General features: G+C 46.0%; 19 protein-coding genes. 11 read left to right on the top strand and 8 right to left on the bottom strand.

The window, feature by feature from the left end; translation table 11 throughout:
- The first annotated feature begins 339 nt into the window (after positions 1-339).
- Entirely contained in the window at positions 340-2,322 is a 1,983-nt protein-coding gene (locus tag VM802_RS24830) for a tetratricopeptide repeat-containing sensor histidine kinase (protein ID WP_325535733.1), read from the top strand.
- 21 nt (positions 2,323-2,343) lie between these two features.
- Entirely contained in the window at positions 2,344-2,982 is a 639-nt protein-coding gene (locus tag VM802_RS24825) for a response regulator (RefSeq protein WP_325535731.1), read from the top strand.
- A 70-nt stretch (positions 2,983-3,052) separates the two neighbouring features.
- Here the strand turns inward: VM802_RS24825 and eboC are convergent, their stop codons facing one another.
- From eboC to VM802_RS24795, 6 genes are all read right to left on the bottom strand, one after another.
- Positions 3,053-3,973, bottom strand: a complete 921-nt coding sequence (eboC, locus tag VM802_RS24820; RefSeq protein WP_325535729.1) for a UbiA-like protein EboC — start codon at positions 3,971-3,973, stop codon at positions 3,053-3,055.
- A gap of 53 nt (positions 3,974-4,026) precedes the next feature.
- On the bottom strand, positions 4,027-5,013 hold the full coding sequence (locus tag VM802_RS24815) for a TatD family hydrolase (RefSeq protein WP_325535727.1): 987 nt from the start codon (positions 5,011-5,013) through the stop codon (positions 4,027-4,029).
- A gap of 13 nt (positions 5,014-5,026) precedes the next feature.
- On the bottom strand, positions 5,027-5,923 hold the full coding sequence (locus tag VM802_RS24810; RefSeq protein ID WP_325535725.1) for an EboA domain-containing protein: 897 nt from the start codon (positions 5,921-5,923) through the stop codon (positions 5,027-5,029).
- A gap of 379 nt (positions 5,924-6,302) precedes the next feature.
- Positions 6,303-7,832: an FG-GAP repeat domain-containing protein gene (locus VM802_RS24805; protein WP_325535723.1), complete on the bottom strand. Its 1,530-nt coding sequence runs from the start codon at positions 7,830-7,832 to the stop codon at positions 6,303-6,305.
- Between the two features lie 107 nt (positions 7,833-7,939).
- A complete protein-coding gene (locus tag VM802_RS24800) occupies positions 7,940-9,727 on the bottom strand; it encodes a RagB/SusD family nutrient uptake outer membrane protein (protein ID WP_325535721.1) in 1,788 nt (595 codons plus the stop codon).
- A gap of 30 nt (positions 9,728-9,757) precedes the next feature.
- The gene (locus VM802_RS24795; RefSeq protein ID WP_325535719.1) at positions 9,758-12,994 is read right to left on the bottom strand and encodes a SusC/RagA family TonB-linked outer membrane protein; all 3,237 of its coding nucleotides are present in this window, start codon (positions 12,992-12,994) and stop codon (positions 9,758-9,760) included.
- A 595-nt stretch (positions 12,995-13,589) separates the two neighbouring features.
- Here VM802_RS24795 and VM802_RS24790 point away from each other — a divergent pair.
- The 6 genes from VM802_RS24790 (at position 13,590) to VM802_RS24765 (ending at position 17,299) form a co-directional block, all read left to right on the top strand.
- Positions 13,590-13,973 (top strand): transmembrane 220 family protein, encoded by a 384-nt coding sequence (locus tag VM802_RS24790; protein WP_325535717.1) that lies wholly within the window; start codon positions 13,590-13,592, stop codon positions 13,971-13,973.
- A gap of 174 nt (positions 13,974-14,147) precedes the next feature.
- Positions 14,148-14,669 (top strand): DinB family protein, encoded by a 522-nt coding sequence (locus VM802_RS24785; RefSeq protein ID WP_325535715.1) that lies wholly within the window; start codon positions 14,148-14,150, stop codon positions 14,667-14,669.
- A gap of 85 nt (positions 14,670-14,754) precedes the next feature.
- Positions 14,755-15,495, top strand: a complete 741-nt coding sequence (locus tag VM802_RS24780; protein ID WP_325535713.1) for an SDR family NAD(P)-dependent oxidoreductase — start codon at positions 14,755-14,757, stop codon at positions 15,493-15,495.
- Positions 15,496-15,702: 207 nt separating this feature from the next.
- The gene (locus VM802_RS24775) at positions 15,703-16,155 is read left to right on the top strand and encodes a MarR family winged helix-turn-helix transcriptional regulator (RefSeq protein WP_325535711.1); all 453 of its coding nucleotides are present in this window, start codon (positions 15,703-15,705) and stop codon (positions 16,153-16,155) included.
- A gap of 85 nt (positions 16,156-16,240) precedes the next feature.
- Positions 16,241-16,678 (top strand): DoxX family protein, encoded by a 438-nt coding sequence (locus VM802_RS24770; protein WP_325535709.1) that lies wholly within the window; start codon positions 16,241-16,243, stop codon positions 16,676-16,678.
- 33 nt (positions 16,679-16,711) lie between these two features.
- Positions 16,712-17,299 carry a YceI family protein gene (locus VM802_RS24765; RefSeq protein WP_325535707.1) on the top strand — a complete coding sequence of 196 codons (588 nt, stop codon included), beginning with the start codon at positions 16,712-16,714 and terminating at the stop codon, positions 17,297-17,299.
- Between the two features lie 105 nt (positions 17,300-17,404).
- Here VM802_RS24765 and VM802_RS24760 read toward each other — a convergent pair whose 3' ends face one another.
- Together VM802_RS24760 and VM802_RS24755 are read right to left on the bottom strand one after the other, a co-directional pair.
- Entirely contained in the window at positions 17,405-18,655 is a 1,251-nt protein-coding gene (locus tag VM802_RS24760; protein ID WP_325535705.1) for a DEAD/DEAH box helicase, read from the bottom strand.
- A 52-nt stretch (positions 18,656-18,707) separates the two neighbouring features.
- On the bottom strand, positions 18,708-19,232 hold the full coding sequence (locus tag VM802_RS24755; RefSeq protein WP_325535703.1) for a YceI family protein: 525 nt from the start codon (positions 19,230-19,232) through the stop codon (positions 18,708-18,710).
- A 291-nt stretch (positions 19,233-19,523) separates the two neighbouring features.
- Here VM802_RS24755 and VM802_RS24750 point away from each other — a divergent pair, with 291 nt between their 5' ends.
- From VM802_RS24750 to VM802_RS24740, 3 genes are all read left to right on the top strand, one after another.
- Positions 19,524-20,267 (top strand): DUF4184 family protein, encoded by a 744-nt coding sequence (locus VM802_RS24750; RefSeq protein WP_325535701.1) that lies wholly within the window; start codon positions 19,524-19,526, stop codon positions 20,265-20,267.
- A 10-nt stretch (positions 20,268-20,277) separates the two neighbouring features.
- On the top strand, positions 20,278-20,805 hold the full coding sequence (locus tag VM802_RS24745) for a DUF1697 domain-containing protein (RefSeq protein WP_325535699.1): 528 nt from the start codon (positions 20,278-20,280) through the stop codon (positions 20,803-20,805).
- An 86-nt stretch (positions 20,806-20,891) separates the two neighbouring features.
- Positions 20,892-21,365: an RNA polymerase sigma factor gene (locus VM802_RS24740; protein WP_325535697.1), complete on the top strand. Its 474-nt coding sequence runs from the start codon at positions 20,892-20,894 to the stop codon at positions 21,363-21,365.

Below are 21,365 nucleotides of genomic sequence, written 5' to 3'. Positions count from 1 at the left end.
GAAAAGTACGCACCGGAGCAATAGATGTGATACCGCTAACCTATTGTGTATTAATAAAGAAATAATGACCTTTAACCTGTCTACCGGTAAAAGCAGCGTACACTATGCTGCGGAATGCAGAGAGAACGGATTGTTTGTCCAGAATTTAAAGCGCGTTTGACACCCCCACTTGTTGTTTGCCCTGTAACATCGGTTGTTATTCAGACTCCTCTTGTTGCATTTATTTTTCGATGTAAATGTCACGCACTATGCCAGGGTATTAGTGATTGTTTATGGTATATGCTACCGGGTATTTGTTAACAGGTCAACCAGGAATGGTTGTACAAGGATATTTATACAATGTATAAGCATGTTATTATCCTGTATTTTTTTCTCTCAGGCCTTTGCCTGCAGGGCCAGTCGCAACTTGCCTGGCAGCAGGACAGCCTCCGGAAAGAGATACAGCAAAAGAAAGCGGATACCAGTCTTGTGAACACTTTGTATTCATATGGCTTTAATTTTTTGCCGGACAGTCTTGAACGTGCTGCCGGTATATTCAGGGAAGCTTTGCAGCTAAGCCGTGAATTGCACTACCACAAGGGAGTAGCTGATTTCGCGTGCTACTACATGTATATACAGGATATGCGTGGTGAATATATGGCCTCGCTGTTTATGGTTCAACAGGCCGTTACTATTTATGCCTCGCTGCGCGATACCCTGAACCTGATGCGGGCAATCAGCTATTGCGGTAACGAATACCAGCAGATAAGTAATTTTCCGATGGCGGCTGGCCGGTACCTGGAAGCGCTGAAGCTAGCCGACAAAGCAGGCGATAGCCTGTTCGCCTGTATACTGACCAACAATCTTGCTTCCGTTTTCATTGCACTGGAAGATTATGAGAAAGGATTCGATTATGCGAACAGGGCCTATCAGTATGGCGTTACGTTGAAAAGCAAGAGGCGCCTTGCTTCAGCACTTATCAATATGGGAACAGCCAGGGCGCACCAGCAGCGCAATACGGAGGGCAGGAATTATTTCAGCAAAGCTATTGAGCTGGGCAGGCAGATAGGAGACAGCTCCTACGTGCTTGATGGCATCATCAACCTCGCCAGCATCTACTCCGACCTCGGTAAACACGACACTGCGCTGGCCTGCTACGCCAATTCCCTGGCCGTTTCCAAAAAATATCCATCACCGGAATATCTTACATACATCTACCTGGGTTACGGGCAGGAGCTGTATAAAATAAAAAATTACGCCCAGGCTGAAACCTATGTGGATAAGGCCATTGCGTTGTCTCAACAACATCAGGCACTCGATGAATTACGCCAGGCTTACCTTACAGCCTCTGATATATGGGCTGCACAGGGACAGTATCGCCAGGCATTTGAGCTGAGGAAAGCATACGAGATCATGAACGATTCTTTGGTGGGAGACGCTACCCGTAAAAGTGTACAGCGACTGGAGATGCAGTATCAGACCGAAAAGAAAGACCGTGACCTTGCGGAAAAAAAACTGTTGCTCATGCAAAAAGACATGCAGCTCCAACGCAAAAATATGTTAATCTTCATTTTCATTGTAGGCTCAGCGCTATTACTGGTACTGGCTTTCATTGTATGGCAACGGTTGAAACACAGACACTGGCTTCAGGCGCAGCGATTGCAGACACTGGAAATAGAGAAGACAGTACAGGTGCTGGAAGCGATGGTGCAGGGAGAGGAAAAAGAACGCACACGCCTCTCAAAAGATCTGCATGACGGCGTTGGCGGGCTGCTATCTGCCGTGAAGATGCATTTCGGAGCACTGAAGCATGAACGTATTTTCCTGCAAACAGACAGTGGCTTCAATCATGCACTCGGTATGCTGGACGACGCAATCGGCGAAGTCAGGAAAACAGCTCATAACCTGATGCCTGAAGTGCTTGCCAGGATGGGACTTTCTGGCGCGCTCCGGCTCTACTGTCAGAATGTAAGCCATTCACGTAAGCTCACTATTGGCTTTTATTCCATTGGAAAAATAGACCGGTTCAAAGGCAACTTCGAACTATCAGTATATCGTATTGTACAGGAACTCGTAAATAATATCATCAAACACTCCTGCGCAAGCGAAGCACTCGTACAACTTACGCAACACGACCAACTCCTTACCATCACCGTTGAAGATAATGGTATCGGCTTCTCGCTTCAGACAGGAGAGCAAAGCGGAATGGGGCTAAATAGCCTGTATAACAGGATCAGGGCATTAAACGGAAAACTGGACATGCATACAACCCCGGGAAAAGGAACCACCGCTTACATAGAATTCAACATCTCCATCATGCAGCTCACAGAGGTAGAGATGTAACTTATTTTAAAACTTGTTCATATGCAAATCAGACTGGCCATTACAGATGATCATCCACTTGTCATCAATGGCTTAAAAGCAATGCTGGCCCCCTATCAGCATATTCAAGTGGTGTTGGAAAGCCATACTGCTACCGCTTTACTGGAGGCGCTGCCAGAGACGCAACCTGATGTACTGTTACTCGACATCCGCATGCCGGAGATGGATGGGGTAGAGCTATGCAGACGTGTACACCGGCAATATGCAGGTATACGGATCATAGCACTCACCAATTTTATGGAATTACATTATATCCGGCAGATGCTGCGAAATGGCGCAAGTGGCTACCTGCTGAAAAACACAAACCAGGAGGCACTTGTGGAAGCTATCGAAAAAGTACATAGCGGAGAACAATACCTGGATGCCGGCATCAAACAACAGGTAGTACATGAAATGCTCACGGGTCAGCGGTCATCCGGCTTCGATATTCCACTCACGCGTCGTGAACAGGAGATCCTGAAGCTGATAGCGGAAGAACATTCCAATCAGCAGATCGCAGAATTGCTGTTCATCAGCCTGCGCACAGTTGAAACCCACCGGCTGAATATCACACAGAAACTCGCTGTAAAAAACACAGCAGGACTGGTAAGAGAAGCGCTGAAGAGAGGATTGATTGATTAATACTGCGATTGGTGTGATTGTTTTTACCTTCGTTTTTCAGAAAAATCAAAACAATCGCACCAATCATAGTTCACGTTACCGCGAATATCTTTCCGAGGAATATAGAAACCGGCAGCAGCAATAATACTGCCAGCGCAAAATTCAGGGTTGCAAATGCAGACACCCATGCGGCATTCATCACCACCAGCGCTACAATACCAGCTTTCACAGCTTTCCCTATGTTAGGACCGATGGGATCTTTCATGGCTTTCATCAGCGGATTCATCACCATCCATGCAAAGAGCAGGATAAAAGGTAAAGCTGTCAACAGCCTGTTGTGCATCACCGCGAATGTCAGCATGGTAATGAATACAGCAATATAACAAGATGCAGATATTTTAAGACTACGGGTATCTCCTCCAAACACCTCCCCACGGCTGATGTTGGTGATAGCAGCAATATATACAACCGGCACAAAGCCCACCCACCAGTATGTTGCGAGAGCGGCAGGAACGATGCTAACACCTAGCAACAGGTTGAGTCCACGACAAAGACCCATATTTACCGGGCCCAGGGCAGCACTGTGTTTACCCCATTTATCATAGATCAGCGCTGAGGCAGTAATAGCCAGTGCAATCCAGCCGGAAGCCCCGTTGAAGCGGCCTACAGCAAAAGCAGCCAGTATACCTACCAGCAACATATAACTCCCTAATATAACTGCCTGGGTTTTGGAAATAACGCCGTCAGGAATGGGTCTTTCAGGCCGTTCTACTTTGTCCAGCTCGGCATCAAACACATCGTTGAATACTACGCCGCCGCCATACAGACCAATGGTAGCGAGGCATAGGCATACAACGGGTAGCGTCATGTCGAGTGTAAGCGCGTTTAATGAAACAGGGATAAAATAACCTGATATTGCCACACCAGCCAATACGTCCGCAATGGCCGTAATAATATTGGCAGGTCGCAGCAGACGCAAGTATCCTATCAGTTTGCTAACAATGTAACTCAATGTGTGAACAGGTTTTCATGGTTAATTGCCAGCAGTAACGAAGCCGCCTGGCCTTACCGGATGATGGTTGAATTCTTATTAATCCTTGGTTGCTGACCACCGCGCAACACAGAACTTCCGTTAAATTTTTCACTTTGATCAATATTTCCTGCGATGTCAAAATCAGCTTCATTAATTTGTCCACTCTGGGCAAATGCCTTTATAGCGTTGGCGTAAGTTACCAAATGAATGTCATTCAAGTCAATACCACTTTCGTGCATTAATGCTGCAGTTTTAGGCACAGCCAACGGGTCACTGATGCCCCAGTCTGCAGCAGAGTTGACCATAATCCTTTCGCTACCATATTGTTTAACTACAGCAACCATGCGCTCATTCCCCATTTTCGTGAAAGGATAGATGGTAAAGGCTGCCCAGAAACCGCGATCCAGTACTTCTTTCACAGTTTCTTCATTATTATGGTCTACAATGATCATGTGAGGGTCAAGGCCGTGCTCGATAGCAATATCCATACTCCGCTGCGTTCCTTTTTTCTTGTCGCGGTGCGGCGTATGGATCTGAACCGGTAAACCTGCTTCCTTAGCCAGCTCGAGCTGTGCGCGGTAATATTTTTCTTCCAGGGTAGTCTGATCGTCAAACCCAATCTCCCCTACACCAACTACGCCTTCCTTATAAACAAACTGCGGTAATATTTCCATAACAGCCTCAGCCAGTTTTTCATTATTGGCTTCTTTGGAGTTGAGACCAATAGTACAATAATGTTTAATCCCGAACTGTGAAGCACGGAAACGTTCCCATCCCAGCAAGCTGCTGAAATAGTCCCGGAAAGTATCAATACCGGTGCGGGGCTGCCCCAGCCAGAAGGACGGCTCGATGATCGCCACTACGCCAGCATCAGCCATGGCCTGATAATCATCCGTGGTGCGCGATGTCATATGCACATGCGGATCAAAAAAACGCATGCCTTTTATTTTGTCGAGGTATGCAGGTGTATAAGTTAATGGCTGAAGATCTTTTTCTGTTAATTCGTGGATACCGCACATATGATTTCAATTTTCAGGTAGTATAGATTTTTTTGGCGATGAAATCCCAGGAAATGCTGCCCTCCTGTATTTCTGCAGCTATTGCAGGCGACTGTGCCAGCAGCTGCCTGGCAGGCGGAAATGCAGATTGCGCACATACCAGTCCGGCAGCGGCTTTTTCCACCTGGTCAGCAGAGTTCCAGATCCTGGTGATATCATCTATATTATGGTGATCAATAAATCGGGTGAGTAACCTCCATTGCATCGGTGACACTTTCCTTCCGGCAGCCTGGCGCTCGTGAGCAAAATCGACGAGGGTAGCTGCAAGCGCTTCATTGGCACGTTCATCCAGTCCATGAATAAGATGCAGCGGCTTTTCAGTGAAGATAGCCTTCATTACCAGCTGATTCCAGGCCGGATCGTCCAGGTAGCAGGCAGGATAAGGATTCCGAAGCATAATGGCTTCCTGTACCACCCCAATATTAGAACGGACACCTTCCGCAGCGCGCAGCTTCCATTCTTCCGGCCATGCCAGCAATGGCAACGCACTGTATAATGCTGCCAGCTCATTCATCTCTGCAGCGTTGAACAGATTCTCAATAGTACTGATGTAAAGTGTCTTATCGACACTTATTAATTGTAACAGCCACCAAACGCGCGTTAGCCGATCTAACGGCCACCCCTCTACGAAAAAGCCGGGAACGGTCTGACGTAATGCCGCCTGTTGCTCCGTAGTAACAGTAATAATTTCCTTCCCTGTAAATCTTGGAATTGCCGTAAAGGTCTGATTGAAGTGCGGTATAGCGGAAGTCTGCTGCCATGCCTGCAAACGCTGTTGCAACCACAACTGTGCTTTTTCACTACTGTTGATGTTAATGATAGTTTCCAGTAACGCGTGCACCTTCTCCTGGTCATATTCGTATTCAGCCACGAAATATCCGTTTTATAATGGTTATAATGCTGATTTCTGATTAAAAATAAACAGGATTAGCCATATTTCAGAAAATATGAAGGTAATATTTGATAAAAGGTTATAAAAATAAAAGAGAGGCATTGCTGCCTCTCCTTCCGCCATTCTAAAACCTGATTATTCATCAGGATATCTTTAAGCTACGACATCTGTGGCGACAGACGAACGCGGCACTGTGTACTCTTTACTTCCAAAATTAAGATCGAAAAGTATATGCGCAGAATATTTCAGGTGCATTATCCTCAATGAGTAGACGGATCTGTTATGCGCAAAAATTTATCGACCGTAATATACATATTATTCTCTTATTCATCCAAATAAACCATCGTTTTTATCGTTATTATCTGTTCCGGCTTTTATTCTGCAATATGATAAAAGGCTGATACTCTTTCCAATCCGGCTTATAATCATCCTGTATATTAAATCCTCTGCCATAATTACCAAGTATTATATCCAGGTCTCCATCATGGTCAATATCTTTCACGTCCATACAGATCCAGTGGCCTTCTTTTTCAACAGGCAATGAATGCGGCACAAAAGTGAAAAGTTTCTCAGTCCCTTCAAAGAAAATAAATTTCTCTCCCGGATTACTCTTCATATCAGCAAAGAATGCAATAGATGCAATATCCAACCGACCATCCTGGTTAAAATCCGCTGCTACCGCCTTTGTACAACCATTCACCGGATAAAACCATGCCAGCTTATATTTATTGTCCCCTTCGCTCAGATAGACATAAATTCCATGGTAAGGTTTAAGCACCATGGAAAAATCTGCATTATCACCGCACGTATATAGAATATCGGGCTTTCCATCTCCATTGAAATCCACCAACTGAAAACTGGTAGAACCATTCAGGGGCGGAAATCTCAACAGATTTACAGATTTGAATCCCTTGCCGTGGTCATTCTCAAACAGCCATATCCCTTCATCCGCAGCCGCAAATAAAACCATGATATCTGTCCATCCATCGTGATTAAAATCACCCGTTTCTGCATGTATTGCTCCTGGCACTTCCCAGATGGGTTGCTGTTCATATTTATGATCCGGCAATTGTTTGAGCCAGTACAATCCTCCCTGGTTGTGGCCAAAGGCGCATACTATCTGATCTGTAAGACCATCCTTGTTTATATCCGCAGGCACTGTCTGCACCGGGCGTTTCAGGAAGGGCATGATGTCCGTTACTTTACCGTCGGGATCTTCCAGGCCGAGGCAGCTGATCACTCCAGCCGAAGCATCCAGCGCACGCATGTTCCCGATCTGGGTGACAATGGCACTGTCTTTTATAAATTGCATATCCACCACTGGCGACAGCATTTTACGGGAATATATTTTGTGCAGCGTGCTGTCCCAGCAGTCAAGCGTCGAAGTCATGGCATCACTTGTATAGATGCGGCCTGACTGCGGATCACCAGCCACCAGCGTGGTTTGCGCGATCTTAGCTGTATCTGCTGGCACAGGAGGCGTTATCAGCTGAAATATGGACCAGTCGCGCTGCAGTGGCACAGGCGCTTTTGCCGGCGTCAGTTTCTCAGGCGCAGCTGTTTCATACCAGGCCACCAGCTGTAACCAGTCGTTGAATGGAATCTGCGGTGGCCGTTCATTAGGCTGCGGAGGATAATACTGTGTTTCACTCCATACGTGTATCCCGAGTTTGGGCGCCATAGCGGGGAGCACATGCTTCGTCCAGGTCTCTTTATCCAGTAAAGCGGGCGATACAGGCAGATGACAGCCGGAACAGTATTTATCTGCCAGTGCCTTCCCTTTTTCTTCTTTCGTAGGAGTATGACAACTACTGCTGATCACATAACCTGTTACTGCCAGGAAAGCAGCAGCTATGCCGTAGCGTTTCATCTTTGGTTGATCGGTCATCCGTAATATTTTTTGACGGCAGGATGAAAATACTAAAATGATTGATAAAACAAATGCAGCTGGAAACTCAGCTGCATTTGTTTTGTAAGGCAATGTATGGCAAGTAATCAGTACTGCGGGTTCTGTTGCAGAATGCGTTGTCCGCCTACCATGGTCAGATCGATCTGGCGCTGCGGAATCGGGAAATACTCGTTCTTCCCTTTCGTAAAGGAGCCGCCTCTCAGATCAGTAGGGTAACTGGCCCCCCCCGTTTCATATTTGATAAAGTCGTTCAGCACTTTATCAGCAACGCCCCAGCGCACCAGGTCGAAAAAGCGATGACCTTCTGTAGCCAGTTCCAGCTTGCGTTCGAAGTAGATGGCTTTGAGCGCATAATCAAGACTTGCAAAAGCGGGATACAGCCCAATCTTGTAGTTCGCAGCCATCTTTGTATCATCAAAACCCTGCATCGGTTGTGAGTCATCTTTATATTTATGCAGCCAGGAGGTGGGATGATCGGCAACACGGCTGCGCACTCGGTTCACGAGGTTCGTTGCGCCAGCCAGATCGCCTTGCTGAGCATGGCACTCAGCCGCCATCAGGAGCACGTCGGCGAAACGGATGAGCAGTACGTTGATCGCAGAACCAGGCGCCCAGGAATGTGCATCTTTGTACTTATCCTGGTTGAACTGCCAGTACACCATTTTCTTTGTAGCGTAAGGCCCGGCATATGCCTGATCACGTATCCAGTTAGCCCCAGGATGGTTACCCCAGTCATGATAAGGTAAGCCACGGCGACCCACCGTCCAGTCCAGGCGGGGATCCAGTGTACCTGCTTCTGGTGTGAATGCAGTAGCAGAAGGAATACCCTGATCGTTCTTCACCGGATTGCCGTTGTAATTATCCAGGTCTGGGAGACCGGTAGTAGGATCAGTGCGATAGGAGTTCACGAGATCTAATGTCGGCTGATAGAAGCCACAGCAACCGAACGGACTGTTATAAGGGAAGTTGAGCATATCTCCCTGGTTAGCGTTGGCGATGCTGTTGGTACCATCATTAGCAGACATCTGGATCGCAAATACGGATTCCGAATTATTTTTCGTAGCGGCGTTGAAATTATCCTGGAAAGCGTCTATCAGTTTATATCCAAGACCATTGGAGGTCTTACCCTGTGCAATCGCCTGATCGAATAACGGTAACGCATCTGCGTACTTTTTCTGATAGAGATATGTTTTCGCAAGATAGATCTGTGCGGCCCACTTATTCGCACGGGCTACATCCCCCTGCACTTCCGGCAGTTTTTCCGCAGCAAATTTAAAATCAGCCTCAATAAACGGCCATATCTCCTTATCGTTCTTCACGCGCGGATCGCTGGTAGTATCGGAGACATAAGGCACTTTGTTGAACAGTTTCCTCAATTCAAAATAATAATGGCCTCTGAGGAAGCGCGCTTCTGCCTCCACCTGCGTTTTCTCCGCATCGCTCATATCCTTGGCCAGACGCATTTTCTGCAATACAGTATTGGCTCTCGCAACACCCTCATACACGGCCCTCCATTTTGTATTGAAGAAACCATTGCTGGGATCTACCGTAAACTTAGCAATGGGGTCAATACCTGGCTGGTCGCCGCTAAAGCTGCCCTTGTGGCAATCGCCTCCGGCCACACTGCCGTAAATCCAGTTGGTAGGTGCAGCTTCCCACGGGTTGCCGCCACCAAGGGCCGCAACGCTCTGCTGCTGGCCATCCAGCGCGGCATAAGCGCCCACCAGCAGGAAGGTAACACCTGCTTTATTTGCTACAATCTCTTCACTGAGCAGCCCCTGCGGATCACGCTCCAGGAAGTTTTTACTGCAGCCTCCTGCCATAGCGGCAAAGGCCAGGGCTATCATCACACTTGAATATCTTAGTATTTTCATCTTTCTCAGTTTTTACTTTTCAGGAAAAAATCAGAATGTAACATTTACACCTACCAGGTACTGGCGCTGGTTTGGATAAGCACCTTCATCCACACCGAAGTTGGTTGTGCCACCGGTCACTTCCGGATCTATACCAGAATACTTTGTAATAGTGAACACATTGGCCGCCTGCACATATACCCTGAATTTTTCGATACCAACGCGTTTCAGCACAGAAGAAGGTAATGTGTATCCCAGCATAATATTCTTTGCGCGCAGGTAAGAACCGTTTTCAACAAAGTAAGAGTTAGGCACATTAGATGTACTGAAAGAAGGAGTAGTTTCCTGTATCGGCGCTTTTGCATTCTGGCGTGTAGGCAGCCAGGAGTCATACAGCGCAGTTTTACTTTTCGCGCCTTCAAAGGAAGGATAGAAGTCTGTCCACCATTTCACCTGGTTCCAGATCTTGTTACCCTGCACACCGTAGAGGAACATGCTGAAATCCCAGCTCTTGTAGGTAAGGCCGATGTTCAGACCGTATGTGAACTTAGGATTGGGATTACCCAGATAGGTACGGTCTGCCTCAGTGATGCGGCCGTCGCCATTCACATCTGCATACTTGAAGCGACCTGGTTTGGTGTCGGTCTGGTATACAATGGTATTATCCTTATAGCGGTCCTGTGCCGATTTGTTGGCTGCATCTATCTCAGCCTGGCTGTTCCAGAAACCATCCACTTTATAACCGAAGAACTCACTGATAGATTGGCCTACCGCATTTCTGATGATGAAAGTACCGTTAAAACGGCGCTGTTCCTGATCGAAGTAAGGGGCAGCATCGGAGATTTTTACGATCTCGTTGTGATAAGTCGTGAGGTTACCGGTAACATCCAGTTTGAGATCCTTCTCAAGATCTACTTTACCGGTTACAGAGAAGTCAAAACCTCTGTTCTTCATCTGCGCCACGTTCACGTAAGGAGCGGTTGCTACACCGTAAACACCCGGCAGTTCGGGATTGTAGAGCAGGTCTTTCACATCCTTGCGGTAGTAATCTACAGTAAACTCCAGTGCGCCCTTAAAGAGCGTTGCATCGATACCAATGTTGGCGTTGACGTTACTTTCCCATTTGGCGTTGGGGTTACCGATCTGACTGCGCTGAAAACCTTGCTGAATGGTATTGGTGGTACCTCTGAGATCATAGAAAGAAGACGACCTGTTAAAGCCATAAGCTGTAAAAACGTTACTCGGAGTCACGTTGATCTGGTTACCCATGATACCGTAACCACCACGGAGTTTCAGATCGGAGATCCAACTGATCCCTTTCATGAACTCCTCCTGAGATATACGCCATGCAGCGCTCACGGCAGGGAAGTTACCATACCTGTTGCTGGAACCGAACCTGGACGAGCCATCACGGCGGACGAGTGCTCCCAGCAGATAGCGGTCTTTGAAGGCATAATCCACTCTTGCGAAGAGTGAGAAGAGACCATCAGTAAAATTATTGCTGTAGTTGGTGGGCGTACCGGTACCGGTACTCAGGTTGGTGAAGTTAGGATCGAAGGTGAAATAATCGAGGGAAGTACCTCCCACGTTACGTCCCTGATTATTGTAGGCTTCTGTACCTATCAATACTTTCAGGTCATGCGCGTTATTGAAGTTCTTATGATAAGAGAGCGTATTGGTCCATGTCCATGTGTAGCCGTTGCCGCTATTTTCCGTATAGGAGTTCACTTTGTTATTCTCTGCATTCTCGTACTCCGGATAAGTGAAGGAGTGATTGTTGAAGGAATAGATCTCTCCACCGAAGCTGGTACGCAGCGTGAAGTTTTTCATGATGTCTGCTTCCGCGAACACGTTGCCCAGCAATCTGGTGGCCAGTGTTTTAGTGGAGCCGAAACGATCCTGAATAGCAACAGGGTTACGTGCGTTACCAAGGCCTTTACCGAAACTGCCCGCATAATTGCCTTTGATGTCGTATACAGGAATGATAGGCATCTCACGGAAAGCCATACCAATACCACTACCTTCAGCAAGGATACCTATCTGTGGGTTGTTGATCACAGAATACTCAAGGTTTTCTCCTACTCTGATATGATCTGTAACATTGAAGCTGGAGTTAGCGCGAACAGAATATCTTTTATTATAGGTATTCTTGAGTGTACCCTGCTGATTGAAATAATAGAAAGAGAAGAAATAACTGCCGATGTCGCCTCCGCCTGACACCGCGAGATTGTGACTGGTGATAGGCGCCGGTTTGAATATTTCATGAAACCAGTCTGTTCCCGATTTGTTAGCCTTTACAATCCTGTAGAATTTATCAAGATCACCGGCATTTTTATAATTGGGATCCACGAAATATTTTGAAGGATCCGTAGCAGGATCGCCTTCCATAGTACCAACAGGAGCAATATAATCCGGAAGACGCGGAGTGGCCCCGCTACCATATTGCTCATCTTTATACACCGGATTGGGAGTGGTATTGGCGATGGCCATCCATTTGAGATTAGCCTGCTCCTGCGGATTGAGGATATTCCATACATTACCGCCTTTGGGCCGTTGTGTACCATAGTACCCATCGTAAGATACTTTCACTCTACCAGTACCTCTCTTGGTAGTGATCACAATTACACCGTTGGCAGCACGTGCACCATAAATGGAAGCTGCGCCGGCATCTTTAAGTACTTGCATGGTGGCCACATCATTAGGATTAAGGTCTGCCAGTGAAGAAATGGGCACACCATCTATTACGTAGAGAGGTGTGTTGTTCTGAAAAGTATTGGAGCCCCTGATCTTTACCTGTGGCTCTTGTCCCGGCTGACCGGTACCGAGTACTGTGATACCGGAAACCTGTCCCTGCAGCTGGTTGGTGATCTGCGCTGTAGGTTGCTTGGTGAGGTTCTCCACTTTCACCACCGAAACAGCGCCTGTAAGGTCTTTCTTTTTCTGGCTGGCATAACCTGTAACCACTACTTCCTCGAGGGATCCCACTTTCTCTGCTAATGAAATGTTGAGTGGTCCGGTGCCGGCTACCGCTTCCTGCGGATCATAGCCCACAAAGGAAAAAAGGAGTGTTTCGCCGGACTTCGCCTGTAGCGAGAAATTACCGTTAGGATCTGTGGCGGTTCCGCGATTGGTGCCCTTTATAGATACTGACACCCCTGGCAACGGATTGCCTGACGCTTTATCTGTCACCTTTCCCGAAACTTTCGTTTGTGCGAGAACGTTATTTGCGCCTAATAATAGCAGGATGCCGCATAGCAGGGCAAGCCCTTGATAGAATTGTTTTTTCATAACGTGTGTAAGGCTAACGTTTAAGAAAAATTGTTAAAAAATAGAGTACCTGTCTTTTATATCATTGGCCGCAGGCTTGCATTATTTGCATACAATACCCGTTACTGCTGCGGGCGCAACAGTTCGTGGGTTTATATATGTAGGCGCTATCTTCCGTTTCACCAGTGCTGGCATCACCGAAAACGAAGAAATAATAATTGTCAGCCCGACAGTTAAAAAATATAACCACGGATTAGGATGTATATACGCTGGTATACACGGAAATACATCACAGGATAGCCCTTCTGGCGTGAGAGCAAACTTTGATCCCCTTTGAGTTAATTTTAAACGTTAAAAAATAAATTAGTGAGAGACTCCTTTAATTTAATATCACTTCCGTCTTCTTGTAGATTTTGGTCCTCACGTGGAATTTTATTACTTAAAACCGAATATATAACAATATTTTAGCTCAAACAAGTGTTGTTTTCACACTTAACTTAATTTTTTTTCCACTGTATGTAATTATGCAGGAAAGATAAAAAAGTATTACCTCTTATCATTTAAAAATACAGGTAGTTCTACTTTTGTGTATGTTTAATGCGCCAATTTTTGAGAAATGAAAGTGTTTAATATTTTCTTTTGTGTAGTGTTCGTCATTTTTGCCGGCCTTCAATATAATGATCCGGATCCTTATGTATGGATGCCTATTTATCTATATGCAGCCCTTTTCTGCGCACTGGCAGCCAGGCGAAGGTTTTACCGCAAATGGTACCTCGCAGGCATACTGGTATATCTGGCGTATGCTGTATATCTTTTCTTTGCAAAAGATGGTGTGGAAGACTGGGTAGTCAGTCATCATGCGGAAAATATCGCGCAGACCATGAAGGCCACCAAGCCATGGATAGAAGAAACCCGCGAATTTTTCGGACTGGCGATCTGCATGGCTGTGCTGGGCATCAACTACTGGTACGCCGGTAAAGCCAAACATGCGAATAGCTAACTGTACCGGCTATACGACCAATCAGCACCAACAGATTCAGGCGGGACCTGGTAGGTAACAGGAGTCAAATTGTAGAAGAGATAACAGATATTGTCTGATTTCACAGAAAATGACGTTGTCTCTTCATCCACATTTTTCAAATTCCTAATTTCCCTTCAAATAAAATTTACCACCATGAAACAATCTGCCATTACCCCGGATCCACAGTACTATAGCCGTTACATAAACCATGTCCCAGACCTCGATCTGAGTGATGCCCTGGAGCAATCATTACAGACACTCCTGGCACTGGACCCCGCAAAACTTGAACCACTGGGCAACTACGCCTACGCTCCCGGCAAATGGACACTAAAAAATGTATTTCAACACATCACAGATACAGAACGGGTGTTTACCTATCGCACATTATTGTTTGCCCGTAACGATCAGACCACGCCAGCGCCTTTCGACCAGGATGAATATGCCGGGAACACCTTTCTTGACGAACGAAGCCTGAAAGATGTACTGGATGAACTAATTGCAGTACGCATCAGCACCATCGCCCTCTTCAAAAGCTTTTCAGACAAGATACTGCTGAAAACCGGTAAGAACTGGAAATATGAAATGAGCGTACTCGCTATGGGCTTCACCATTGCAGGACACCAGATCCACCATCTTAATATCATCAACGATAAATACCTGAACGGTGGACACTAACATTTAAGTTAGTTCTTAACAATTAGTTCCTGTCTTCTTTTCTATGTGCCGCCAGTCTAGCTTTGCAGGCATAAAATCAATTTTTATGAAAAGACTGGAAAATAAAACAGCACTGGTAACCGGCGGTAGTCGTGGTATGGGAGCAGCGATCGTAAAACGTCTTGCAGCAGAAGGTGCAAACGTGGCATTCACATACGTGAAAGGAGCCGCGCAAGCTTCAGCTATTGTAAAAGAACTTGAACAACAGGGATATAAAGCACTGGCTATTGAAGCAGACAGCGCTGATCCCCAGGCCTTACTTGCTGCTGTAGAGCAAGCTGCTGCTGCATTTGGCCGCATTGATATACTCGTGAACAATGCCGGTATCTATATCGCCAAGCTATTTACCGATTACACCCTGGAAGATTACAACCAGACAATGGCGGTGAATACACAGGCAGTATTTGTGGCCTCTCAGGCCGTACTGAAATATATGGGCGTGGGCGGCCGCATCATCACGATCGGCAGCAACATGGCAGACCGTATCATAGGCTCCCATGGTGTATTGTATGGTATGAGCAAATCGGCGCTCACTGCCTTCAATAAGGGATTATCCCGTGAAGTCGGCCCACTGGGCATTACCGCCAATCTCGTGAATCCCGGCCCCATAGATACCGACATGAACCCGGCCGACAGCCAGGTAGGCGATATGCTGCGCCCCCATATTTCCCTGGGGCATTATGGTAATGTAAGTGATATAGCTTCGCTGGTAGCTTTCCTGGCATCTCCGGAAAGTGCATTCATCACCGGAACTGACATCGTAATAGACGGAGGTTTCTCCAGTTAAGATTGCGTAAAAGAAAATCATAAAGAAGGCCTGTCGCAGTTAAACTGTGGCCGGCCTTCTTTATTTATACTATATCCCGTCAAATAACCATTCTATCCACTCTCATCATCCAGAGCTAATAGTCCTGGTAAAAAAATCATAGCCTTTTTTGGTAGTCTCAAAAATGTGCTTACCTTTGTTGTATATACAACAGTTGTAATTGTAGTTATGAGACTTGAGGATGAACTGAAACAGACGAAATTCAAGGACGAACACCAACGTGCTATGCTGAATATAGTATTTACAGCAAACTGGCTGGAAGTAAGCATTTCACAGGTTCTGAAGCCATATGACCTGTCTTCGCAGCAATACAACGTCCTGCGTATACTGCGTGGAAGCCGGCCAAGCCCCCTGAATCTGCTGGACATACAGGAACGGATGATGGATAAAATGAGTAACGCTACAAGACTGGTAGAAAAACTGCGGCAGAAAGGCCTGCTAACACGCAAACAGTGCGAATCCAACCGCCGCAAGGTGGAAATCAGGATCACTGACAAGGGTATGGACCTGCTGACAGAGCTGGACCCCCTGATTGACAGCAATCATAAACAAATGACTAAAAGGATCTCCAAGGAAGATGCAGCTACTTTAAGCGCGCTGCTCGACAAACTACGTGATTGATTTTTTTTGCCACAACAGTTGTATATACAATATATGTTCAGACCTACATAACTTAATATTTATACTTTACACTAAACACACCCATATGTTAAAACGTTTATTATTTCAAACAGACGATAACCTTACTTCATTCATAGTTCGTATTGCCCTTGCGCTGGTAATGCTGCCACACGGCCTGCAGAAATTGTTAGGCGCATTTGGCGGCTACGGATTCAAAGCCACCATGGGCTACTTCACCCAAGAGGGAATCCCGGCAATACTCGCGTTTCTGGTGATCATCACAGAGAGCATTGGTGCACTGCTGATACTGGTTGGATTTGGTACCAGGTTATGGGCATTAATGCTTACAGCCATCATGCTGGTAGCGATCAACATGCATGCAGCCAATGGATTCTTCATGAACTGGTACGGCGCACAAAAAGGAGAAGGATTTGAATATCATCTGCTTGTATTAGGTATCACCCTTGCCCTGATCATTAAAGGAGCTGGCCGCTGGTCAGTAGACCGTCAGCTCAGCAAATAACAATTACACTACCTTTTTAAATCAAAGAATAACATGAAAAAAGCACTATTCTCTACTGCCCTCCTGGTACTTGCAGGCCTGGCTTCCTTTGCACAGGTGAACTGGAAAGCAGATCCGGCACACTCCAGCATCGTATTCAGTGTAAAACACCTCGGTGTCAGCTTCATACAGGGACACTTTGCAAAATTCAGCGGTACCGTTGAAACCACTGACAGCACTAACTTTCAGAATGCCAAAGTGGAGTACACCGCAGATGTGAACAGCATCTCCACCGGTGTAGATCAGCGTGACGGTCACCTCAAAACCGACGACTTCTTCAATGCTGCGACTTATCCTGAAATCAAAGTAAAAAGCATTTCCCTCAAAAAAGTAACCGGCAATAAATATATCATGCTTGCAGATGTAACCATCCGCAACACCACCAAACGTGTACCCTTCGATGTTACCTATAATGGTGTGGTGAGAGATCCATGGGGTCTGTGGAGAGCAGGTTTTACAGCAAAAGCCACTATTAACCGTCTGGACTACGGCATGAAATACAACGACAAACTGCCTTCCGGCGTGGATGCCGTTTCACCTAAAGTGGAAATTACCGTGAACACAGAAATAGTGAAACAATAGTTTGTAGTGAATAGCGTGTTTTGGAAACGGCTCCGGTATACCGGGGCCGTTGTTGCATCTTCATAAAAAAAGCACCGGAATCCGGTGCTTTTTTTATGAAGTCTTCTATTTTTTCTTCTTCTTTTTCTTTTTCAGCATCCCCATCTCTTTGTTATGCTCGTCCAGCAACAACTGCCAGTTATCATTGGGAACATCTTCGGAGAAACTGATGGTTTCGCGGTAATCATCTTTAGCGATCTTCATTTCTGTAATCTCCTTACCGAGGAATTTCTGGATCTCCGCGAGAATAGGCTTCTCTTCTGTGCTGCAGAAAGAAACGGCCTGCCCTTTCTGTACGCCACGACCGGTACGGCCAACACGGTGTACATAGTTTTCCGGCACATCAGGCAGGTCATAGTTGACTACGTAGTCCACATTGGGGATATCAATACCGCGGGCATTGACATCAGTAGTAATCAGCACTTTAACTTCTCCCTTCTTGAATTCATCCATGATAGAAAGACGGTCGTCCTGCTCTTTACCGCCATGCATAGTGAGTGTTTTGACACCTATACGTTGCATGGCATTGAATACGCGCTCCGCCCGCACCTTAGTGCGCACAAACACCAGTATCTTATTGTCCGGGAACTCCCGTACCAATCGTTCGAGGAAAAAGCGTTTGTCATCCATTTCTACATAGGCAACTGCATGACTAACATTCTTCGAAACCGGGTCCTGTGGGGAGATCTGGATACGTATGGGGTTATTCACTACTGAATATGCAAGATCTTTGATGTCCTTGTCGAGAGTAGCGGAGAAAAATAGTGTCTGATGGGAGCGGGGAATATGCTTGATCACATCGCGGATATCGCGGATGAAGCCCAGATCCAGCATGTGGTCCGCCTCGTCGAGCACGAGGGTCTGTACATTGCTGAGGTCAAGGTGCTGCTGATTGATCTGATCGAACATACGGCCAGGCGTAGCTACCAGTACATCTACACCTTGTTCGAGGATTTTGATCTGAGGCCCCTGATCAACACCACCTACCAACGCCAGGATGGAGAGCTCGGTATACTGAGCAATTTGCTGGAATACTTCAGCGATCTGGATAGCCAGCTCGCGCGTGGGGACCATTACGAGGCATTTAACCTCGTACTTCCCTTTGTAATACCGACGGTCTTGCTGCTGCAGACGATGCAGCAGGGGTATGGCAAAAGCTGCGGTTTTACCGGTTCCCGTCTGGGCAATGGCCATTACATCGTCTCCTTTCAGGATGGATGGAATGGCCTTAAATTGTATATCTGTAGGGCGTTTGAAGCCCAATTCAGCTAAACTTTTCTTTATCTCCGGAGAGATATTATACTGCTCAAATTTCATTGCTGTCTATGATTGCGCCGGATAAGCGCCAGCACAAAGATAGAACATTGCATTATGACTTCACGAGCTGTATTTCCATATTCAGTTTAACCTCATCGCTGAGAACGATGCCGCCAGCTTCTGTAGTGGCATTCCAGCGGAGGCCATAGTCTGCGCGGTGTATGCGACCTTTCAGCGTAAAACCCGCTTTATGCTGTCCCCAGGGATCAACAGTAGTCCCGCCATGCAATACCTCCAGTTCTACCGGGTGAGTCTGGTCTTTAATAGTAAGATCGCCCAGCAGCTTGTATTGTTCGCCATCAATCTTCTTCACTTTCTTCGATACAAAGCTGATCTTGGGGTAATTACCCGAGTCAAAAAAATCGCCATTCTTCAGATGTTCGTCTCTCTGCCTGTTCTGTGTGTCGATACTATCTGCATCTGCTTCAAAGGAGATAGTCGCATCATGAAAGTCCTCACTGTCTGTCTGTACCGATCCGGTGAAACGCGTGAAATAGCCACTCACATTTGTAATCATCAGATGCTTTACTTTGAATCCAATTTCGCTGTGTGATTCATCAATTTTCCAGTTAGTCATAGCACATTGTTTTTTAGAAATTTTCAAAGACTCAACAAATTTAAATCCTAACAACATGCAGATGCTTGGATAAAACACCGGAAATGATGGACAATTTGCAATGACTGCTTATATGACGATTTCAAGCCAATTAAACAAACCCATATAATTCAATACCAGTAAGGATTACAAGATATTAAACACCAACATTAGAAAGGCCTTAAAATTTAGTTAAAATATCTGCTACTGTTATCTGGCTGGTCGTTCTTCCATTTAAAATTTATCTATAACTTTAGCCGGAATTAAAGACCCATGCCATTTACTATCTCACATACTGCTATTGTAGTACCCCTCACCTGCAGGCCCTATAAATACCTTTCGGCAACCGGGCTACTGATCGGGAGTATGGTCCCGGACTTTTTGTACTTTTTCCTGCTTGATCCCTATTTTTACTATGGCCATACCTGGTGGGGCATTTTCGTATATGATATACCGTTAGCACTACTGGTCGCATTTCTGTACCATCTGCAGGTAAGACCAGCGCTGATCAACTTTGCACCGCAGTGGGCCGGCTCAAGGCTCAACAGCTTCCGGTACTTCAACTGGAATACCTATTTCCGGCAACATTTCCTGGTGGTCATTTTCTCTGTGATCTATGGCGCACTGACGCATATTTTCTTGGATGCATTTACACACGGTGACGGCTTCTCTGAAGTCCTGCCCGTACTGGAAAAGGATGTGCCTGTATTGGGAAGAACGATCAAAATGTGGTATCTCTGGCAATATATCAGTTCTGTAATTGGTCTCCTTATCCTTTTTTTCTTCTTCCTGAAAATACCATTATCACACATACGAAAACCTGTCAGACCCTCTCGCAAAACATCGTTCTGGCTACTCACCTTTCTACTAAGTACAGTAATACTCCTGTTGAATCATCAGCTGCATTATATCCCAACCTTCCGCATTGACTACCTCGCAGTAATCATGGGCGGCCTGCTTTACAGCTTTCTCATCATGATACTGATTACAAAAAAGATTAACTTAACAGGGAAATAAATATCTGACAGTGGCAAAATATGTAGCATTTCTCCGTGCCGTAAATGTTGGTGGCAGAACCGTAAAGATGGATGTGCTCAAAGAGCTGTTCATCAAAGCGGGATTCAAACAGGTGAAAACATACATACAAAGCGGCAATGTAATCTTTGAAAGCGGCGCTGGCGACACACCAGCCATGGAGGCGAAAATAGAAAAGCTACTGCTGCAGGAGCTGGGCTTTGAAGTACCTACCTGTATCAGAAGTTTCGGAGAAATGGCAGATGTAGTAAAGAACAACCCATTCAACGATACACCACCAGACGATGAGGTACAAGTGTACATTGCCTTCCTCCGCACTATACCAGGACCAGATACACCTAAAATACTACAGACACTCAATAATGCAGCTGAAACCTATCATCTTTCTGGCAAGGATATATATATTAAAACCATCAAAAACCTGATGCAGAAGCCTTTTTCCAACGTCAACCTGGAAAAGAAGACCGGTGTAATATCCACCACGCGTAACCTCGCCACCGCCACCAAAGTGATATTATAAAAAATCTGTGCCCCCGTGTAAGTTTTTCTCTCCTGCAGCAACTAATAGGATATGTATTTTCTCTGTTATCACCTAAACTGCTGTAAATGGACAAAGACCAGTTTCTGTCAATTATAGTACAAAACCAGGGCACACTTCATAAGATATGCCGTCTATACCGCGATACCCCTGAGGATCGGGAGGACCTTTTCCAAGAGATGATATATCAGCTATGGAAATCACTCCCATCATTCAAAGGCGATGCACAGGTATCCACCTGGTTGTACCGCGTTGCACTGAATACAGCACTGACAGCATTCCGCAAGCGGGGCCTCTCCATTATCTATACACCAGATGTTCCCGAACCCTCGCCACCAGTTAATGACAACAGGGCAATACTCGAAGAACAACTATTTGCAGCACTCAACCAGTTGGGCGATGCGGAGAAAGCGCTCATCGCCATGTACCTCGATGGACTTAGCTACCAGGAGATGGCTGCTATTACCGGGACAGATGAGAATTATATTGGTGTAAAACTGAATCGTATCAAAACAAAGATCAAGAACATACTAAAGTTATAA

It is taken from the genome of Chitinophaga sp. (assembly GCF_035538455.1).
In the GTDB taxonomy this organism is placed as follows: domain Bacteria; phylum Bacteroidota; class Bacteroidia; order Chitinophagales; family Chitinophagaceae; genus Chitinophaga.
The sequence above is the reverse complement of the archived record's forward strand: the minus strand, read 5'-3'. Positions and strand labels throughout refer to the sequence as shown.

What these genes read in the sequence shown, in the direction of transcription:
- VM802_RS24760 (WP_325535705.1), bottom strand. Translation starts at nt 18,655, where the DNA reads ATGAAATTTGAGCAGTATAATATCTCTCCGGAGATAAAGAAAAGTTTA.
- VM802_RS24800 (WP_325535721.1), bottom strand. Translation starts at nt 9,727, where the DNA reads ATGAAAATACTAAGATATTCAAGTGTGATGATAGCCCTGGCCTTTGCC.
- VM802_RS24780 (WP_325535713.1), top strand. Translation starts at nt 14,755, where the DNA reads ATGAAAAGACTGGAAAATAAAACAGCACTGGTAACCGGCGGTAGTCGT.
- VM802_RS24825 (WP_325535731.1), top strand. Translation starts at nt 2,344, where the DNA reads ATGCAAATCAGACTGGCCATTACAGATGATCATCCACTTGTCATCAAT.
- VM802_RS24765 (WP_325535707.1), top strand. Translation starts at nt 16,712, where the DNA reads ATGAAAAAAGCACTATTCTCTACTGCCCTCCTGGTACTTGCAGGCCTG.
- VM802_RS24755 (WP_325535703.1), bottom strand. Translation starts at nt 19,232, where the DNA reads ATGACTAACTGGAAAATTGATGAATCACACAGCGAAATTGGATTCAAA.
- VM802_RS24750 (WP_325535701.1), top strand. Translation starts at nt 19,524, where the DNA reads ATGCCATTTACTATCTCACATACTGCTATTGTAGTACCCCTCACCTGC.
- VM802_RS24775 (WP_325535711.1), top strand. Translation starts at nt 15,703, where the DNA reads ATGAGACTTGAGGATGAACTGAAACAGACGAAATTCAAGGACGAACAC.
- VM802_RS24805 (WP_325535723.1), bottom strand. Translation starts at nt 7,832, where the DNA reads ATGACCGATCAACCAAAGATGAAACGCTACGGCATAGCTGCTGCTTTC.
- VM802_RS24740 (WP_325535697.1), top strand. Translation starts at nt 20,892, where the DNA reads ATGGACAAAGACCAGTTTCTGTCAATTATAGTACAAAACCAGGGCACA.
- VM802_RS24830 (WP_325535733.1), top strand. Translation starts at nt 340, where the DNA reads ATGTATAAGCATGTTATTATCCTGTATTTTTTTCTCTCAGGCCTTTGC.
- VM802_RS24795 (WP_325535719.1), bottom strand. Translation starts at nt 12,994, where the DNA reads ATGAAAAAACAATTCTATCAAGGGCTTGCCCTGCTATGCGGCATCCTG.
- VM802_RS24770 (WP_325535709.1), top strand. Translation starts at nt 16,241, where the DNA reads ATGTTAAAACGTTTATTATTTCAAACAGACGATAACCTTACTTCATTC.
- VM802_RS24790 (WP_325535717.1), top strand. Translation starts at nt 13,590, where the DNA reads ATGAAAGTGTTTAATATTTTCTTTTGTGTAGTGTTCGTCATTTTTGCC.
- VM802_RS24785 (WP_325535715.1), top strand. Translation starts at nt 14,148, where the DNA reads ATGAAACAATCTGCCATTACCCCGGATCCACAGTACTATAGCCGTTAC.
- VM802_RS24815 (WP_325535727.1), bottom strand. Translation starts at nt 5,013, where the DNA reads ATGTGCGGTATCCACGAATTAACAGAAAAAGATCTTCAGCCATTAACT.